This is a genomic window from Pseudarcicella hirudinis, assembly GCF_900115665.1.
GTDB lineage: Bacteria > Bacteroidota > Bacteroidia > Cytophagales > Spirosomataceae > Pseudarcicella > Pseudarcicella hirudinis.
Genome location: NZ_FOXH01000002.1, coordinates 77,841 through 93,050, shown reverse-complemented (window position 1 = coordinate 93,050; position 15,210 = coordinate 77,841). Strand labels below are relative to the sequence as shown.

Genomic DNA, 15,210 nt, shown 5'->3' with positions numbered 1-15,210 from the left:
ATTAACCATCAGAAGGTAAAATTAAATTCTTCATTTAAAACTTTTTTAGCCACAGATTCTTCATATTGATATAACTCAATATTATACTGAGCAGCAATTCCGGCATTTTTTAGGCTCACCCAGCTATGTATTGCATAAGGATCATAGTCAAAATGCCTGAAAGTATGATTCATATTGTTCATATCGGCAAACCATTTTACCCCTGTATCCAGGCCATAATTTGAGCCAAAAGCAGATCCTTTACCTTTCGGAATTGTATCTTTTCTGGTTTTATTCAGATTAATCATTGCCATGTATTCATTCAACCTGCACTCCGGTAATGGCCAGGGCTTTTTCGGGTCAATTACTTCTGCATATCTGCTTGTGCGAGCCTGCGGATAAGTATTTGCCATAGTCACAATTTCCTTATAATCCGGCTTATAAGCTGTATAACTTTCAGAATCGCATTTCTTTGCGGCGAGAGCCGGACAATTCCAGCACTGACCGATTCGGCCAATCCCGGAAGCCTCCCCTATCTGCTCAATATAGGCCTTCAGCAAATCCTTTTTGAAATAAACATCATTATGAGTTACAAGTAAAAATTCCTGGTCAGAATTTTCCCAGGCATACTGATAACGGATACCATGTCTATATTTCTTTAATTTTGTAAGGAATTTAAATTTCGGATTTCCCGGCCCAAACCATGACCTGGGTTTAAAATAAATCACTTTATCCCCGAGTTTATCTAACAGAGGCTGGAACCTGGGAGGTTCTGGCTGGAATTTTTCTTCAATGAAATATATCTTATTAATCCACTCTCCCGAATGTTTCAGAAGAGTTAATAAGGTTACTGCTGTCTGGTAAGGTTTTCCATAAACGTTAACTGCAACATCTACCTTTCTGTTACTTTCCATAATTATATTTTCAGCCCTGCAACTAACTGAGCATCTTTAATTTCATAGCGTGTGAAAATCAAAATTAACACATTTATTAAACAGGACAGTAAAATGCCAGATAAGATAAACCTAAAGAATGTACAAATTCTGTTTCAAAACGAATCGTTTATTTCCGGATCTGAAACGTTAGCCGTTAATATTTTCAGGAATGCAAAAGGATGCAGGAATGCCCTTGTGATATTCCCTAATGCCCTAACTTAAATCTACTCTTTCCATAATAGGCAAGCCTTTTCTGCGTTTCTAAATGAGGGAATTACATTCTGCAAATGCAGAAAATCCCTATTTAAATCCGTTTTCGTCAGAATTACAGAAATTTTGAAATATTGGATTAAAGAACTTACTTTTCAGGAATTAATTCCATAAAAAGTATGTCTATTAAGAAAGGAGCAGAATATTTCAGCAACCTTTTATATTTCATTAACAGACTCTAAATTATTAATTTTCAAAATTATGCCGATTATAGAATCGTCTTACCAAGCCTCACATATCTGGCAGAACGCACACTTCTCCACAATATACCCAAGCGTATTCCGGAAAGTTCCCGGGGTGCATTACGTACGTGAAAGAATTGAACTCTGGGATGGAGATTTTCTGGATCTCGACTGGAGTTATGCGGATTTCAGTTTACCTGCCTCTCTGAATAAAACATCAAAACTGGTAATCTTAACCCATGGATTTCTGGGCAATACCAGTCGTCCTTATATCCTCGGGAGTGTCAAGGCATTCAATAAAGTGGGCTGGGATGCTCTTGCCTGGAATCACCGCGGACTAAGCGGAGAAAGTAACCGTTTGGAAAGACTTACGACACATGGTGGTTCTGACGACCTTGAAGCAGTGATCAATCATGCTCTTTCTTTGCATAAATACCATGAAATCGTATTGGTTGGTTTTAGCAAAGGCGGCAATATTTCTTTGAAATATGCCGGAGAAAAAAACGCCTGCATTCCCAAAGAAATCAAAAGTGTAGTAGCGGTTTCAGTTCCCGCTGACATTCAGGGAAGCGTAAATGCAATGGGGAAAGAAGGATTTTATACCAATCGTTTCAAAAGAAAACTGTTAAAATTTCTTAAGAACAGACCCACTTTGGTAAGTTCTGAATTACTGAATGACTTTGAGAAATTCAGAACACTTGATGACTTCACCGAACATTATGTAGCACCCTTACACGGCATGAGAGATGCCAGGGAATATTACGACCAATGCAGTGCAAGGCATGTTGTCAACGACATTAAAGTGCCTTCATTAATTCTGAATGCACAAAACGACCCGGTTTTGTCGGACAGCTGTGCATTGCTGGACGTAGCAGCTCAGTCGGATTACATTTTCTCGGAGGTTCCAAAATTCGGCGGGCATTGTGGGTTTTACGAAAGCAATAATGACGATTTATATTGGGTTGACAAACGGATTGTTTCCTTCGTTGAAAAGGAAGAAGAAGTCGTTTCCAGACAAATTCCGGATTAACCGCAGATACAAATTCAACAATTTGCTATGCTACTTTCCTTCATTTTCCTGAAAAATGGGGAAAGTATTATACTTTTGTGTTTCAATATTTAAGAGAAAAATGCCACAAACCTTCATTTCTTTCGAGAACGCTTCCATCCGTAAATTTGACAAAATTGTTCTTCACCATATAAACTGGACAATCCGGACCGATCAGAATTGGGCTATTATTGGCGAAAATGGTTCCGGGAAAACAACTTTGACAGAAGCGGTTATGAATCGCTGTATTGTAGCTGAAGGTAAAATAAGGTTTGATTTTCTGCAAAGCGGGCAATTTGTAAAAGATTCTATAGAACTGGTTCCGAGAGATTATTCTGCCAACCGGATTCTGCAATCTGCCGCGCAATATTATCAGCAAAGATTTAATGCGGATGATGCTCAGAATTCTCCGACTGTGAGAGAGTTTCTGACAGATCAGATGAAACCTATCGGGACAATTGATGAAAACTCTGTCAGACTGCCTCCGCCAAGCTGTACTGAGGAAGAACTACAGGAAGTTTCCAAAATACTCAGAATCAGCCATCTGCTGGACAGAAAGATTATGACTCTTTCCAATGGTGAAACACGCAGAACGCTGATTACCAAATCTTTACTAAAACGCCCTAAAATGATTATCCTCGATACACCATTTATGGGGATAGATGCGGACGGGCGAAAATTACTGCACGAGGCGATTAATCATATCGCAGAAACCGGCATTCAGATTCTGCTTATCACCAGTCCTGAAGAAATTCCTGACTGTATTACCGATATTATTTCTCTGAAGGATGGTTTTGCAGAGATTTCGGAAAAAAAGGAGAAAAAAGACCTTTCCGAACATAAAACAAATACTTTTGAAATCGACCATACCTTAATGGAGCATGAACCTGCCACGGACTTTGAATATGCTGTGCGCATGAGACATGTATCGGTCAGTTACGGCCAAAAGAAGGTACTGCAAGACATCAACTGGGAAGTAAAACGGGGAGAAAGATGGGCATTGCTGGGGCCGAACGGTTCCGGAAAATCAACTTTACTAAGTCTGATCAATGCCGATAATCCTCAGAGTTATGCCAACAATTTTGATTTATTTGACAGAAAACGGGGAACCGGAGAGTCTATCTGGGATATAAAATCGAGAATTGGTTTCGTTTCTCCGGAACTGCATTTGTATTTTACCAAGAGAACCGAAGTGTACAAAGCAGTAGCTTCCGGACTTTTCAATACAAATGGCTTATTCCAGGCCTTAAAACCCGGACAAAGGGAATTGGCTGAAAGCTATTTAAAATTACTGAAGATTGATCATTTATCTGAAAAACGGTTTTCAGAGATTTCGACCGGAGAACAAAGACTCGTTTTGCTGGCCCGCGCTTTAGTCAAAAATCCACCATTGCTTGTACTTGATGAACCTTGTCAGGGATTGGACCATTCAAAGATGGAATACTTCAAAGCAATTGTAGAAGCAGTATGTGAATCGCTGGACAAAACCCTGATTTTTGTAACCCATTATGCAGAGGAAATCCCGAATTGTGTGGATAAAGTACTTCGACTGGATAACGGTGTGGGAGAAATCGGAACTTTGAGGTAGATTAAGGCAAAAACTGTGATTCTGCTATTTCGGTATTTAACTCCAGCTTGTCGGTGGTTGCTACCGAAATCACCTCATCTTTTACCTTTCTTTCTGTTTTGAAAGGAATGAGAAGATTCTCTATTTTTCTGAAATCTGAAAAATAGGTATCAACCCAGACGAGTTTTCCGGCCATTTTTACCTGAGATTGTTTAAGGAGTAAATGAGCCGTAATGCCGTCAAAAAAGTAGTATTCGATTTTACCGCTTTTTCGGGTCAGCTTCATTTTAAGACATTCTCTGTCTCCTACTTTTTCCTTGCTGACCAATTCCGGAATATTTCCTTTTTTTCGGTAATCAATAAACGGGCTTTCCAGCTCAACCTCTGCCCCGTTCGGGAACGAAAGCGCAGCACCGCCTTTGAGAAGCACCAGCTTCGAATTATTATTAAAACCATCTATGCGCCAGCCTGCTCTGCCATCGTATGACTGAACAAAAGGGGTTGCAGGTTTCCCGATTTCGATTTTATAGAAACCCGGACTTTTAGCATATGTTTTAAAAGGGAATTCATTTCCCTGATATTGAAACTTTCCTTCCGAAAATACAGAGGAGACTGTTTTCAACTGGGTAATTCCTCCGATACTCTCAAGGTATCGTTCAATTACCTCATCCTCTGTCTGTGCCTTCACATTGTTATAAAATCCAAGCAAAAAAGCTAACAATATAAGAACCTTCACCTTACTCATTCTTCAAAATATTAAATTCCTGACCTCTACGCATTACAAAGATAGTTTGTAATTTCTGAGTATTTCTGACCTGGCTTATCATTTTCTGAAAAATTGTTTTTTTACTCAAAAAATACCCTGAAAACTGCATTGGAAAGATTCATATATCATCCACATTTCAAAGAATATTGCTAAACAAAAGACACACGTATCACAAAAAGCGTTAGAGAACATACGTTACGTTGTTAAAAAACCACAAAAACACATAACTATCTCAAAACAAATACATTGACCAAATAAAAAAGTCTGTCAGATAAATTTGATATTTAGGGGTAAATGTATTTATTTGAGGGTAAATATGAATAATATTAGAGTTGGAATTCATCATACGGGCTATTGATAAGAAATAGTAAGGTGGGGTGGTTTGTGTTTGATGAGCTCAAAAATAAACATGACGAAAAATATATGAAAGTTTTTATTAGCTGGTCAGGAGATAGAAGTAAGCAAGTTGCCGAATTATTAGACGATTGGATTCAATGCGTAATACAGGCTGTTGACCCTTGGATGTCTTCAAAAGATATCGATAGAGGAGCTTTGTGGTTTACAGAAATATCTGATCAACTTTCAAATACAAGTGTTGGAATAGTTTGTTTAACAAAAGAAAATAAAGACAAACCTTGGATTCTATTTGAATCAGGTGCTTTGGCAAAAGGGTTAAGCTCAAATAGAGTTTGTACTTTTCTAATAGATCTTGTACCGACCGACTTAGAGAATCCTCTTGCCCAATTTAATCATACATTTCCAACTCGGGATAGTGTATGGGAATTGGTAAGAACCATTAACTTAACTTTAAAAGAAAAGGCATTAAAAGAATCTATACTTGGAAAGGTTTTCGATACTTATTGGAATCAATTTGAAGATGACTTTAAAAGAATAATTGAATCTACTCCTGAAGCGGAGATATCCTCAAAAAGGAAGGACAATGATATTATGCTAGATGTTTTATCTACCGTTAGGATGCTCGATAGAAGGCTAAGAACAATGGAAACTACTAATGAAAGACAAGTATTAAATAACGAAAGAATTTTTATCAATCCTGATGAAACCGTTAGAGAACCCTCAATATCTTTAAATGAATTAAGAATTAGTATTCAAAATATGTTAGAGCAAGACCTTTTTCCAGATTCCATAATGGTAGATATTTTATCTGAAAAAGTAAATTTCCCAAGAACAATAGTTAGGAGAGAAGTACAACGAGCAAAAGAACTAAAAGAAAAGGCAAACAAAAAATAATTACGCTAGTAAAGTATTTCTAAGAGCTGGACAGAAGCGATACAAGCAGCTGAAAAAGTAATATAATATTTGTAAAGAGACTGAAACGCAAGCTATGTCAGGTTAATGAGCTTAGTTTATGACAGCACCACAAACCCTTAATCTGTTGTGAATCATCTTGTTGAATACAGCCAGCGAAACTTAAACAAGCTAATGCATATATATATAAATTTACTATTCCGACTTTTTTTGACATTCAATGCTACATCGTTGATTTTAGTAGTGTATTTAGTGAAGAGTCAAAAAGTATTGAATGGTTTGTTTCCATTTATTTCAAATATGCCTCACTTTGTTTCTTACACAATATATTTTGCCATTCCAGTTTTTTTGACTTTTCTAAGTTTATTACTATCAAGAAAACTAATTGATGAAAGTATAGAAACTGAAAATGGTGTTTCAGCAATAACGGAGATAGAACAAGCCAACAATGCATATTTGCCAAGTTATTTGGGTTATTTCTTCGTAGCACTAAGTGTTCCATATTGCGACACATTAATTTTCGTTTTTGCTATTTTATTTTTATTCACTTTCTTCTCACAGACACTTTATTTCAATCCATTGTTTCTGATTTTTGGATATCACTTTTATTATTTGACAACTGCAACAAACATAAAAATATTTCTTATCACAAGAAAAGAACTTAAAGACCCAAGGAAACTAAACTTTCCAAAACTCAAACGTATTAATGACTTCACTTTTATAGACAGAGAAAAGTAAAAATATGAATCATTTATTAGCAAAAACAAAGGGCAGAAATGGAGATTTTTTTAAAGTAATTTCTAACAAAGAAATCTTTGAACTTCCTGACGATTTGGACAATCCAATAGAATATAATTCTAACTATAAACTTGAAGATGACCAATGGTTTGCAATAGAAGCATTTTCAGAAAAAGAATATTGTATTGAGTTTTTAACTCAAAGATTTATTTCTACAGACTATAATCAACTTCCTGTAAATGATTATAACAAGATTGATTTTTTATGTGCTTATCAAACAGGAATTTATTACTTTCAAAAGTTATCATCAAGCCAAATAATAAGAAAAAAGTATTTTTCATTTTCTGGAGCCCCTATTTTGATTGAGAACGAGCCAATAATTGTTATTGATAATTATCCAGACGCTATTTATGTAAAAGCAGATGACATATTATATTTCAAAAGGCTAACTTCTATTACAGCGATATTTAAGGGCATTGACGAACTATACAAAGAGGCAACTCAAGAAGAAACAGAAGCATTTTTAGAAAACGATTTTATTGCTCTTGGCAATGAATATTCAGCAGATAAAGTAAAAAAAGCAAACAGAAAAAGAATTGCTATGGCAATGGAAACATTACAAAAGTTCACACCAGTAGAAAGAAGCGATATTTTTGTTTACATCAGAGAATATTGCGAAGACTTAAATTTTGATGAAAATGATGAGACTTTTACAATTTCAGACGAGGAGGAATTAAAAAAATTACTCTACGGTATTGAGCAACGTTATTACACGACAAGACAAGGTGGTGAGAAAAGGTTGGCCAATTCCGTTACGACCATTTAATAAATGGCAAGCTTATTCCTCGGCCGATTTCCTCACTGGCCAAGATTAACCATCAACACCAAACTAAAAAGTTATAAATCATTTTAAGAGAAAACTGACTGATACAACAGGAATTGCAGGCAATTTTTATTCTGCCACTTGGCTTGTACAGACATCAGCCAAGGATGAACGTTAGTTTAAGAATCAACAATTTCACATGACCACTGAAGAACAAATCAAAGAGTATATTGCCAGTCATGCTGAACCGAAACGCAGCGAAATACAGGTTTTGCATAACATTATCCTGAGAATGATGCCAGCCTGTAAATTATGGTTCCTGGATGGGAAAAACAGTGAACATAAAATCGTTTCTAATCCTAATATCGGATATGGGCTTCAAACCATAAAATATGCTGATGGAAAAACCAAAGAGTTTTATCAAATCGGGATCAGTACAAACACAACCGGAATCTCTGTCTATATTCTTGGTATTGATGATAAGAAATACTTAGCCAACACATATGGAGAAAAACTAGGCAAGGCCAGCGTGACAGGATATTGTATTAAGTTCAAAACGCTGAAAGATATAAACATTGAAGTACTTGTAGATGCCATACGATTTGGCTTTGAGGTTCAGAATGAAAAAGGTGGGTGAATAAGTAACAACAATTATCCCTGCCTAACAACAAAAATATCAGATCAGTAATATGAAAGACAATAACAGAGCAAATAAATTAACAAAAGCATTATTTATCATTTACCTGATTGCCTTATGCTGGATTCTGCTTTTTAAGCTGGGAGTACGATTTTCCTATATGGATCATAGAAGTGTAAACTTTATTCCGTTTAGAGAGGCTTTACGCTCAAATGGTAAAATTAATACCCCTGAAACCATTCTGAATGTATTAATCTTTGTACCATTTGGTATCTATACAGGAGTTCTATTTAAAAGATGGACCTGGATAAACAAAATTTTCTTCTTTTTTCTGAGCAGTTTAATGTTCGAAGGACTTCAGTTTATGTTAAGAATCGGAGCTTTTGACATTACAGATATAATTACTAATACGATAGGCGGAGCAATCGGATTACTGGTATTTGAAGCCATTGAAAAATCATTCAGTAATAGTGTGAAAGCACAGAAATTCATCAATATCATTGCAGCAATAGGAACTATATTCATGATTTCTTTGCTGGTATTATTAAAATTGAACATGCTGCCGGTAAGATATCAATAAACCGCTACACTATTATGACAGCTTTATCTGTCTAAGATTCTTATGAATACTTGTCGCATTCAGCCCCTTTAATTTCCACAATTACCTATCAAACGAAATCGCATAGATTCTCATATTTGTATCATAACTACTCCGGTTTTGAACAACCGTTTAATCAACAAATTTTAAGAAGAGGTAAAATCCTATGAGAAAAATAATCATGTTATCATTTATTATCTCTTAGACGGTACTTTGACTGATAGTTTTGTGGTGCTTAATGGAATATTTTCGCCAATTATGAGTGAGCCGAAGAAGTAAAGACAGGTACAACGGGAGCTTAAGGAATAAAAAATTGTTTCATTGATGGGCTGGAGATTAAACCATCCCATTAGTTTTGGGGAAACGCTGAGTTTATTAATCAAACTAAGATTCAAATAAATTTTTAATTGTTTTCACAGGTAAAAACATTTTTCCTGAATCCGGAAGTAAAACAAAACCATATTTATCGTAAAAAGCACGGGCTTTTTCATCAATTGGATCCACCACAACGGCAACGGTTCCCAGGCTTTCAGAAATTGATAAACTTCGGTTTAACGCATCTAATAAGATTATTTCACCCCAACCATTTCCTTTGATCGATTCATCAATGGCCAAACGTCCAAGTAAAATTGTGGGTATATCATTATAACCGGGAGGCATTTTTTTTATTAATTCCTCTGAAAACTCATCTCTTCTTATTGAATTAGCTGAAAGTGTATAATATCCTTTAACTAAATTATTCTCGTCAATTAAGACATAACAGACAGACAAATCTCTGTTTACATCTTGCTTTGCCTGTTTTTTTAAGTACTCGTCTAAAAGTGTATAACCACAAGTAAATTCTGTTTTAACGTACTTCTTTTCAAACCTTACTATTATTAACTTCATTTGATTCAAGAAATTTTAAATAATTTGATTGAGCCTTTTTAAGTTTGGTGTTAGGTTGTGGTGGATTCAATATCGCATCTATAAAGATCTTCTTATCTTCAATACTCTTCAGAACCTGATTATTCTCAATGATAATTTTATTTGCTTCTTTGTTTATACAAAAGACAACGAATTCAGTAAGATTTTTAAAACCGCTTAACTCACTCGCAAACTTAATCAGCTCCTTTTGCTCCTTGCTAATCCGAACGTCAATTCTATCATTAATTAAAGTTGCCATAATTTTCTTGATTTTATTTTTAAATCAACGATATAAATGTACGTAAATATTACGTACAAAAAACATTTCCAAAGACTTTATTATTGCCAATAATAATCGGGTTAATAAAAGCAGGGTTGATGGAGATAAATAAACCTTAATACTAAAACCTCACCCGAATATGAAGCTTCAGGTCAGCTTATTTCAACCTAAAACAAAATTTCAACATAACTCCCTGCCATAAAACTCATCAACGGCTGAGAGCTTTGCGATTTGTAATTACTCAAAAGGCTTAAGATAAGACTCAAATTAAAAATTTAAACAACTTCATTTTTTTAATTTAATTTTTACAATTATTTTCATAGTAATTCTCACAACTATCTGATTCTAAGCTTATGAAACCCAAAAAAATATGGTCAAATTTCGGCGTCAGCGACCTAGACCGAACAGCCAGATTTTATAATGCATTAGGATTTAAGCCCAATGGCACCCATTCTACTACAAAAGAACTGACAAGTTTTTTAGTGGGTGATGACAATTTTGTAATGCATTTCTTCTTAAAGGATATACTTGAAACTGCCATGAAAGGCAAAATTGCCGACCCGAAAAACGTAAACGAAATTATATTTACACTTTCAGCAGAAAGCAAAGACGAGGTGGATCAATGGGCCAGAGAGGTGGTGAAAGCAGGCGGAACAAATATTTCAGAACCGGAAGAATTCGGAGCAGGATATTACGGTTTCGTTTTCGCAGACCCCGACGGACACAAATTCAATGTATTTTATATGTAGAAAGCTTTGAAAGGAACTTTCCGGAGAAGGGATTTTAGTCCAGATCCAAAAGTTTTGACAAGGAAATCTCCAAAGCATTGGCAATTTTCATTAAAGTAAACAAACGAGGATTCGTTTTTCCATTCTCAATCATATGCAATTGAGTCCTGCCAATCTCGCAATCAAAGGCAAATGCTTTTTGATCAAGGCTTCTCTCCTCTCTCAATGCCTTTATTCCGGCACCTAATTTTTTGATATATTTTTCTTCTTCGGTGTTCACTATAGCGAAGATTCAGACATTCCAGGAGAACGAAATTGAAACGGAATTAAACATCTTATCACTTAGTTGACACCAACAACTCCCGAATATCTACATTCAGGAACTTCGAAATCTCATAAAGTGTTTCAATTGATGGCTGGACTTCATTTGTACACCAACGAGAGACAGTCGATTCGGTTTTATCCAAATGACCGGCTAAATCCTTACTGCTTTTGTTCTTCTCAGCCAGGACAGCTTTAATTCTATTTAATTGAAATTTCGACACAGAATGCTAATTTATTGCTTTCGAGTGTAAATATCACAAAAATATAAAGATTTGAAAATTGTAATCAAACCTACCTCATTTTTACACAATTTAGCTGACGATACATCCCTCCCCAACCTCCACTAAATCAGAATTTTCAAAAAACATTTGCTTAATTAAAAACTAATTTTAAAATTTGCGTAACTACTTACGTAATTGATTACATAAAAATGGATTTAATATCAGAACTAGGCCCTCTGGCCTTTGGCAGTCGTTTGAAACGATTAAGCGACATGGTCATGAAAGGAGGTCAGGAAGTATATCGCCACTATGGCGTTGACTTCGAACCGAAATGGTTTACTCTTTTTTATTTCCTCGTTCAAAGGGAAGAAGCAGGTATTATGGAAATCGCGGAGAATCTGAAAGTGACCCACCCTGCCATTATTCAAACCGCCAAAGAACTGGAGAAAAAAGGACTGATTACTTCAAAAAAATGTGCCGAAGATGCCCGGAAAAGGAATCTCCAGATTTCAAAAAAAGGCAAGGAATTACTCCCGACTCTTCAGAAAATCTGGGAAGAAATCAGGCTTATGAACAAAGAAATCATTGACAAACAAGAACATAATCTGTTATCCGCTATTAAGGAAATGGAAGATACCTGGCTTGAAAAAAGTTATCTGCAACGTTTCATTGAGTTTCACGGAACCACTGCCAAATAATGAATGCTGCACGGAATTATTCCATTAATACCTCTTATAAACTCCTGTAATATCTTTTACCCGAATTAACCTACAATATCATGAAACTGACAATTTATCAACTTGACGCATTTACAGACCGGGTCTTTGGTGGAAATCCTGCGGCGATTGTTCCTTTAAATGAATGGATCCCTGAAGAACTGATGCAAAAAATTGCAGCGGAAAATAACCTTGCAGAAACCGCATTTTATGTAAAAGATGGAGAAAGGTTTCATATTCGCTGGTTTACCCCTACCGTAGAAGTTGACCTCTGCGGACATGCAACACTGGCAGCTTCATATGTGATTTACAATTTTGGGAATTTTACGGAAGAAATCATCGAATTTACCTCCAGAAGCGGGATTTTAAAAGTCAGTCAGAAAGGAGATCTGTTAGAACTGGATTTTCCGGCCGACAAACTGGAGCCTGTTGCTACGCCCGAAGCTTTCATTCAGGGATTGGGGCAAACCCCTTTGGAAACCTATAAAGGTTCAACCGATTATCTTCTGGTTTTCGATAGCGAATCCACCGTCAGGTCGCTAAAACCGGATTTCAGAACAATCGCTCAGGTTGTCTGCAGAGGAATTATTGTTACGTCTCCGGGTGAAAATGTTGATTTTGTTTCAAGATTTTTTGGCCCTCAATCGGGTATTGATGAAGATCCGGTGACAGGGTCGGCCCATACAAGCCTGACTCCGCTCTGGAGTGAAAAACTTGGAAAAACTGCTCTTACAGCCAAACAGGTATCTCCGAGAGAGGGTACACTCTGGTGCGAATTAGCGGGTAACAGGGTTAAAATCGCCGGAAATGTTGCTCCTTACTTAGTTGGCGAAATAGATGTTTAAAGCTTAAATCTTAAAGAAATGTATAATATATCCACTTTTGAAGAAGGACATCAGGATGCTATAATTAAGATGATTCTTAACATTCAGCAAAATGAATTTCAGGTACCGATCACAATTGATGACCAGCCTGATTTAATGATAATTCCTGCATTTTACCAGTCGAAAAAAGGTAATTTCTGGGTTGCTCTGCATGAAAATGAAGTGATAGGCACAATCGCATTGATTGATTGCGGAGAGGGCGTGGGTACTTTACGCAAAATGTTTGTAAAAAAAGAGTTCAGAGGAAAAGAATTCGGAATTGGTCAGAAACTTTGGGATACCCTGAAAATCTGGGCCGAAGAGCATGATTACAAACATATTTATCTCGGAACGGTAGAAAAACTTCAGGCAGCAATCAGGTTTTATGAGAAAAACGGTTTTACATGGATTGAAAAAGCCGGTTTGCCAGAGAGCTTCCCGATTATGGAGGTTGACACACATTTTTACCAGTATCAGATTAATTCTTCAAATCACTGACACCCATATTTTCTCATGGAAAATTCATTTAAAATCATTCCTTATCAACCCGATTATAAAGAGGACTTCAAAAGAATTAATGTAGAATGGATTGAAAAATATTTCAAAATTGAAGAACATGACCTCGAACAATTAGACGCTCCTGATAACATTACTGCGAATGGAGGGCAGATTTTTCTGGCCCTGGTAAATGAAGAAGTTGTCGGTACTGTTGCCTTAATTCATGACGGAAACCAGGTTTTTGAACTGGCTAAAATGGCTGTAAGTCCTAAAGCACAAGGTTTAGGTATTGGAAAAACGCTTTGCAAAACTGCTATTCAGGAAGCTAAAAACCGCGATGCCAAAAGATTGTACCTGCTTTCAAATACACAATTAACGCCGGCTTTGAAAATCTATGAAAACCTCGGTTTTACAGAGGTGCCGATCGGAGAAATTCTGTATGAAAGAACCGATATCAAAATGGAGTATTTTCTTTAATAATTCTCTCATGACCATAAAAGTAATAAGCGAAGAGCAGGACATTAAGGCGTATTATGCGCTGCTGCGGCATGCTGTCAGTGAAGAATCGCAGTTTTTCAGAATCGCATCTTCGGATCTTGATAATGAAGTGTTTCCAACCGGAAATTCTCATGAAAGTTTCACCCTGGGAGCATTTAGTGAAGAAGGAATCTTACAGGGAACAGTTGGATTTAAAAGGGAAATTCTTTCAAAACTAAAACACAAAGGTCTGATTTTCAGAATGTACGTGGCTTCTGGTGCCAAAGGCACAGGAATGGGTAGAAAATTGCTGAAAGCCGCCATTGAACATGCCAAAAAATCAGAAAGCTTAAAACAAATTTACCTGACTCTGGTAGCATCCAACGAAAGAGCAAAAAACCTTTATCTGTCAGAAGGCTTTGAGATTTTCAGTCTGGAAAAAAACAGTATACAAATGAGTGAAAATGAATTTGCTGATGAGGCTTCCATGATATTACATCTCTGAAATATTACAATCCAAAATCCAGACAACTCATACCAAAGAGGCACAGCAACTGTTGCCTCTTTATTTTTTTGTATTCCCAAAACATCTTAGTGTAAAAAATACACTTTAAAATTTGGATACTATTTTTAAAATACGATATCTTTGCGTAAGTATTACACTAAGATTTATGACACCTCAGGTTTTTACATATTCATATCCGCATCCGGCAGTCACAGTTGATTGCATCATTTTTGGATTTGACGGACAAACATTAAGAGTTTTATTGATTCAGCGTGCCATTGAGCCTTTTGCACAAAGCTGGGCATTACCGGGCGCTTTTCTTTTAGAAAATGAATCTCTTGAAGAATGTGCTTCCAGGGTTTTGCAGAAAGAATGTAATATTTCCGGTGTATATCTGGAACAGCTTTTTACTTTTGGTGAACCTGCCAGAGACCCGAGAGAGCGGGTACTTTCCATTGCGTATCTCGGATTAATTAAAACTTCTGATTTTGAGCTTATTGCCGGAAATAATGAATTAAGAGTAGCCTGGAAAGACTTATCAGAAACCACAAATCTGGCTTTTGATCACAATCAGATTTTACAAACTGCTTTAACACGTATCAGGGGAAAAATAAAGTATCAGCCAATTGGTTTTGAACTGCTTGATTCCAAATTCACGATTCCTCAGTTACAGCAGCTTTATGAGGCTATTCTGGGAAAAAACCTTGACAGAAGGAATTTCAGAAAAAAGCTCCTTTCTACCAAATTACTGAGACAGCTCTCTGAAAAACAGCAGAATGTAGCCCATAAAGCCGCTTATTTCTATGAATTTGACCGGGATCAATACTTACAGCTTATGCAGGACGGTATTTATCTTGAATTAGTCTGAGACCTGAATTTT

Annotated in this window: 20 protein-coding genes; 14 read left to right on the top strand and 6 right to left on the bottom strand. The window is 36.3% G+C overall.

The genetic code is table 11. The annotated features are described in order from the left end of the window. Positions 1–8: 8 nt before the first annotated feature. Positions 9–893: a hypothetical protein gene (locus tag BM179_RS03470; RefSeq protein WP_092012284.1), complete on the bottom strand. Its 885-nt coding sequence runs from the start codon at positions 891–893 to the stop codon at positions 9–11. A gap of 492 nt (positions 894–1,385) precedes the next feature. Here BM179_RS03470 and BM179_RS03465 point away from each other — a divergent pair, with 492 nt between their 5' ends. Both BM179_RS03465 and BM179_RS03460 read left to right on the top strand, forming a co-directional pair. After that, complete coding sequence (locus BM179_RS03465; protein ID WP_092012282.1) at positions 1,386–2,396, top strand: YheT family hydrolase; 1,011 nt, start codon at positions 1,386–1,388, stop codon at positions 2,394–2,396. 100 nt (positions 2,397–2,496) lie between these two features. After that, entirely contained in the window at positions 2,497–4,002 is a 1,506-nt protein-coding gene (locus BM179_RS03460; RefSeq protein WP_092012279.1) for an ATP-binding cassette domain-containing protein, read from the top strand. 1 nt (position 4,003) lies between these two features. Here the strand turns inward: BM179_RS03460 and BM179_RS03455 are convergent, their stop codons facing one another. After that, the gene (locus tag BM179_RS03455) at positions 4,004–4,726 is read right to left on the bottom strand and encodes a hypothetical protein (protein WP_092012276.1); all 723 of its coding nucleotides are present in this window, start codon (positions 4,724–4,726) and stop codon (positions 4,004–4,006) included. 375 nt (positions 4,727–5,101) lie between these two features. On the opposite strand from BM179_RS03455, the gene BM179_RS03450 reads away from it, so the two are divergent. The 5 genes from BM179_RS03450 to BM179_RS03430 all read left to right on the top strand — a co-directional run bounded on the left by BM179_RS03450 (position 5,102) and on the right by BM179_RS03430 (position 8,794). Next, positions 5,102–5,998: a TIR domain-containing protein gene (locus tag BM179_RS03450; RefSeq protein WP_218159157.1), complete on the top strand. Its 897-nt coding sequence runs from the start codon at positions 5,102–5,104 to the stop codon at positions 5,996–5,998. Positions 5,999–6,145: 147 nt separating this feature from the next. Continuing rightward, positions 6,146–6,754 carry a KwaA family protein gene (locus tag BM179_RS25540; protein WP_218159156.1) on the top strand — a complete coding sequence of 203 codons (609 nt, stop codon included), beginning with the start codon at positions 6,146–6,148 and terminating at the stop codon, positions 6,752–6,754. Positions 6,755–6,758: 4 nt separating this feature from the next. Beyond that, the gene (locus BM179_RS03440) at positions 6,759–7,580 is read left to right on the top strand and encodes a hypothetical protein (protein WP_092012271.1); all 822 of its coding nucleotides are present in this window, start codon (positions 6,759–6,761) and stop codon (positions 7,578–7,580) included. 196 nt (positions 7,581–7,776) lie between these two features. Further along, entirely contained in the window at positions 7,777–8,214 is a 438-nt protein-coding gene (locus BM179_RS03435; RefSeq protein WP_092012268.1) for a hypothetical protein, read from the top strand. A gap of 52 nt (positions 8,215–8,266) precedes the next feature. Further along, positions 8,267–8,794 carry a VanZ family protein gene (locus tag BM179_RS03430; RefSeq protein WP_092012265.1) on the top strand — a complete coding sequence of 176 codons (528 nt, stop codon included), beginning with the start codon at positions 8,267–8,269 and terminating at the stop codon, positions 8,792–8,794. A 402-nt stretch (positions 8,795–9,196) separates the two neighbouring features. Here BM179_RS03430 and BM179_RS03425 read toward each other — a convergent pair whose 3' ends face one another. Both BM179_RS03425 and BM179_RS03420 read right to left on the bottom strand, forming a co-directional pair. Then, positions 9,197–9,700: a GNAT family N-acetyltransferase gene (locus BM179_RS03425; RefSeq protein WP_092012262.1), complete on the bottom strand. Its 504-nt coding sequence runs from the start codon at positions 9,698–9,700 to the stop codon at positions 9,197–9,199. Beyond that, positions 9,675–9,977, bottom strand: coding sequence for a type II toxin-antitoxin system TacA family antitoxin (locus BM179_RS03420; protein WP_092012259.1), 303 nt, complete (start codon positions 9,975–9,977; stop codon positions 9,675–9,677). The genes BM179_RS03425 and BM179_RS03420 overlap by 26 nt, the downstream gene beginning before the upstream one ends. Positions 9,978–10,351: 374 nt before the next feature. Between BM179_RS03420 and BM179_RS03415 the strand changes: the two genes are divergently transcribed. Then, entirely contained in the window at positions 10,352–10,747 is a 396-nt protein-coding gene (locus tag BM179_RS03415) for a VOC family protein (protein WP_092012256.1), read from the top strand. A 34-nt stretch (positions 10,748–10,781) separates the two neighbouring features. On the opposite strand, the gene BM179_RS03410 is transcribed toward BM179_RS03415, so the two are convergent. Both BM179_RS03410 and BM179_RS03405 read right to left on the bottom strand, forming a co-directional pair. Then, complete coding sequence (locus BM179_RS03410; protein WP_092012253.1) at positions 10,782–11,006, bottom strand: helix-turn-helix domain-containing protein; 225 nt, start codon at positions 11,004–11,006, stop codon at positions 10,782–10,784. Positions 11,007–11,064: 58 nt separating this feature from the next. After that, a complete protein-coding gene (locus tag BM179_RS03405; protein ID WP_092012250.1) occupies positions 11,065–11,271 on the bottom strand; it encodes a helix-turn-helix transcriptional regulator in 207 nt (68 codons plus the stop codon). A 209-nt stretch (positions 11,272–11,480) separates the two neighbouring features. Between BM179_RS03405 and BM179_RS03400 the strand changes: the two genes are divergently transcribed. The 6 genes from BM179_RS03400 to BM179_RS03375 all read left to right on the top strand — a co-directional run bounded on the left by BM179_RS03400 (position 11,481) and on the right by BM179_RS03375 (position 15,198). Then, the gene (locus BM179_RS03400; RefSeq protein ID WP_092012248.1) at positions 11,481–11,969 is read left to right on the top strand and encodes a MarR family winged helix-turn-helix transcriptional regulator; all 489 of its coding nucleotides are present in this window, start codon (positions 11,481–11,483) and stop codon (positions 11,967–11,969) included. Positions 11,970–12,049: 80 nt separating this feature from the next. After that, on the top strand, positions 12,050–12,832 hold the full coding sequence (locus tag BM179_RS03395; protein WP_092012245.1) for a PhzF family protein: 783 nt from the start codon (positions 12,050–12,052) through the stop codon (positions 12,830–12,832). Between the two features lie 18 nt (positions 12,833–12,850). Continuing rightward, entirely contained in the window at positions 12,851–13,348 is a 498-nt protein-coding gene (locus BM179_RS03390; protein ID WP_092012242.1) for a GNAT family N-acetyltransferase, read from the top strand. 15 nt (positions 13,349–13,363) lie between these two features. Further along, positions 13,364–13,825 (top strand): GNAT family N-acetyltransferase, encoded by a 462-nt coding sequence (locus BM179_RS03385; protein WP_092012239.1) that lies wholly within the window; start codon positions 13,364–13,366, stop codon positions 13,823–13,825. A gap of 10 nt (positions 13,826–13,835) precedes the next feature. Then, positions 13,836–14,330 (top strand): GNAT family N-acetyltransferase, encoded by a 495-nt coding sequence (locus tag BM179_RS03380; protein WP_218159155.1) that lies wholly within the window; start codon positions 13,836–13,838, stop codon positions 14,328–14,330. A 166-nt stretch (positions 14,331–14,496) separates the two neighbouring features. Next, positions 14,497–15,198: an NUDIX hydrolase gene (locus BM179_RS03375; protein ID WP_092012233.1), complete on the top strand. Its 702-nt coding sequence runs from the start codon at positions 14,497–14,499 to the stop codon at positions 15,196–15,198. The last annotated feature ends 12 nt before the right edge of the window (positions 15,199–15,210 follow it).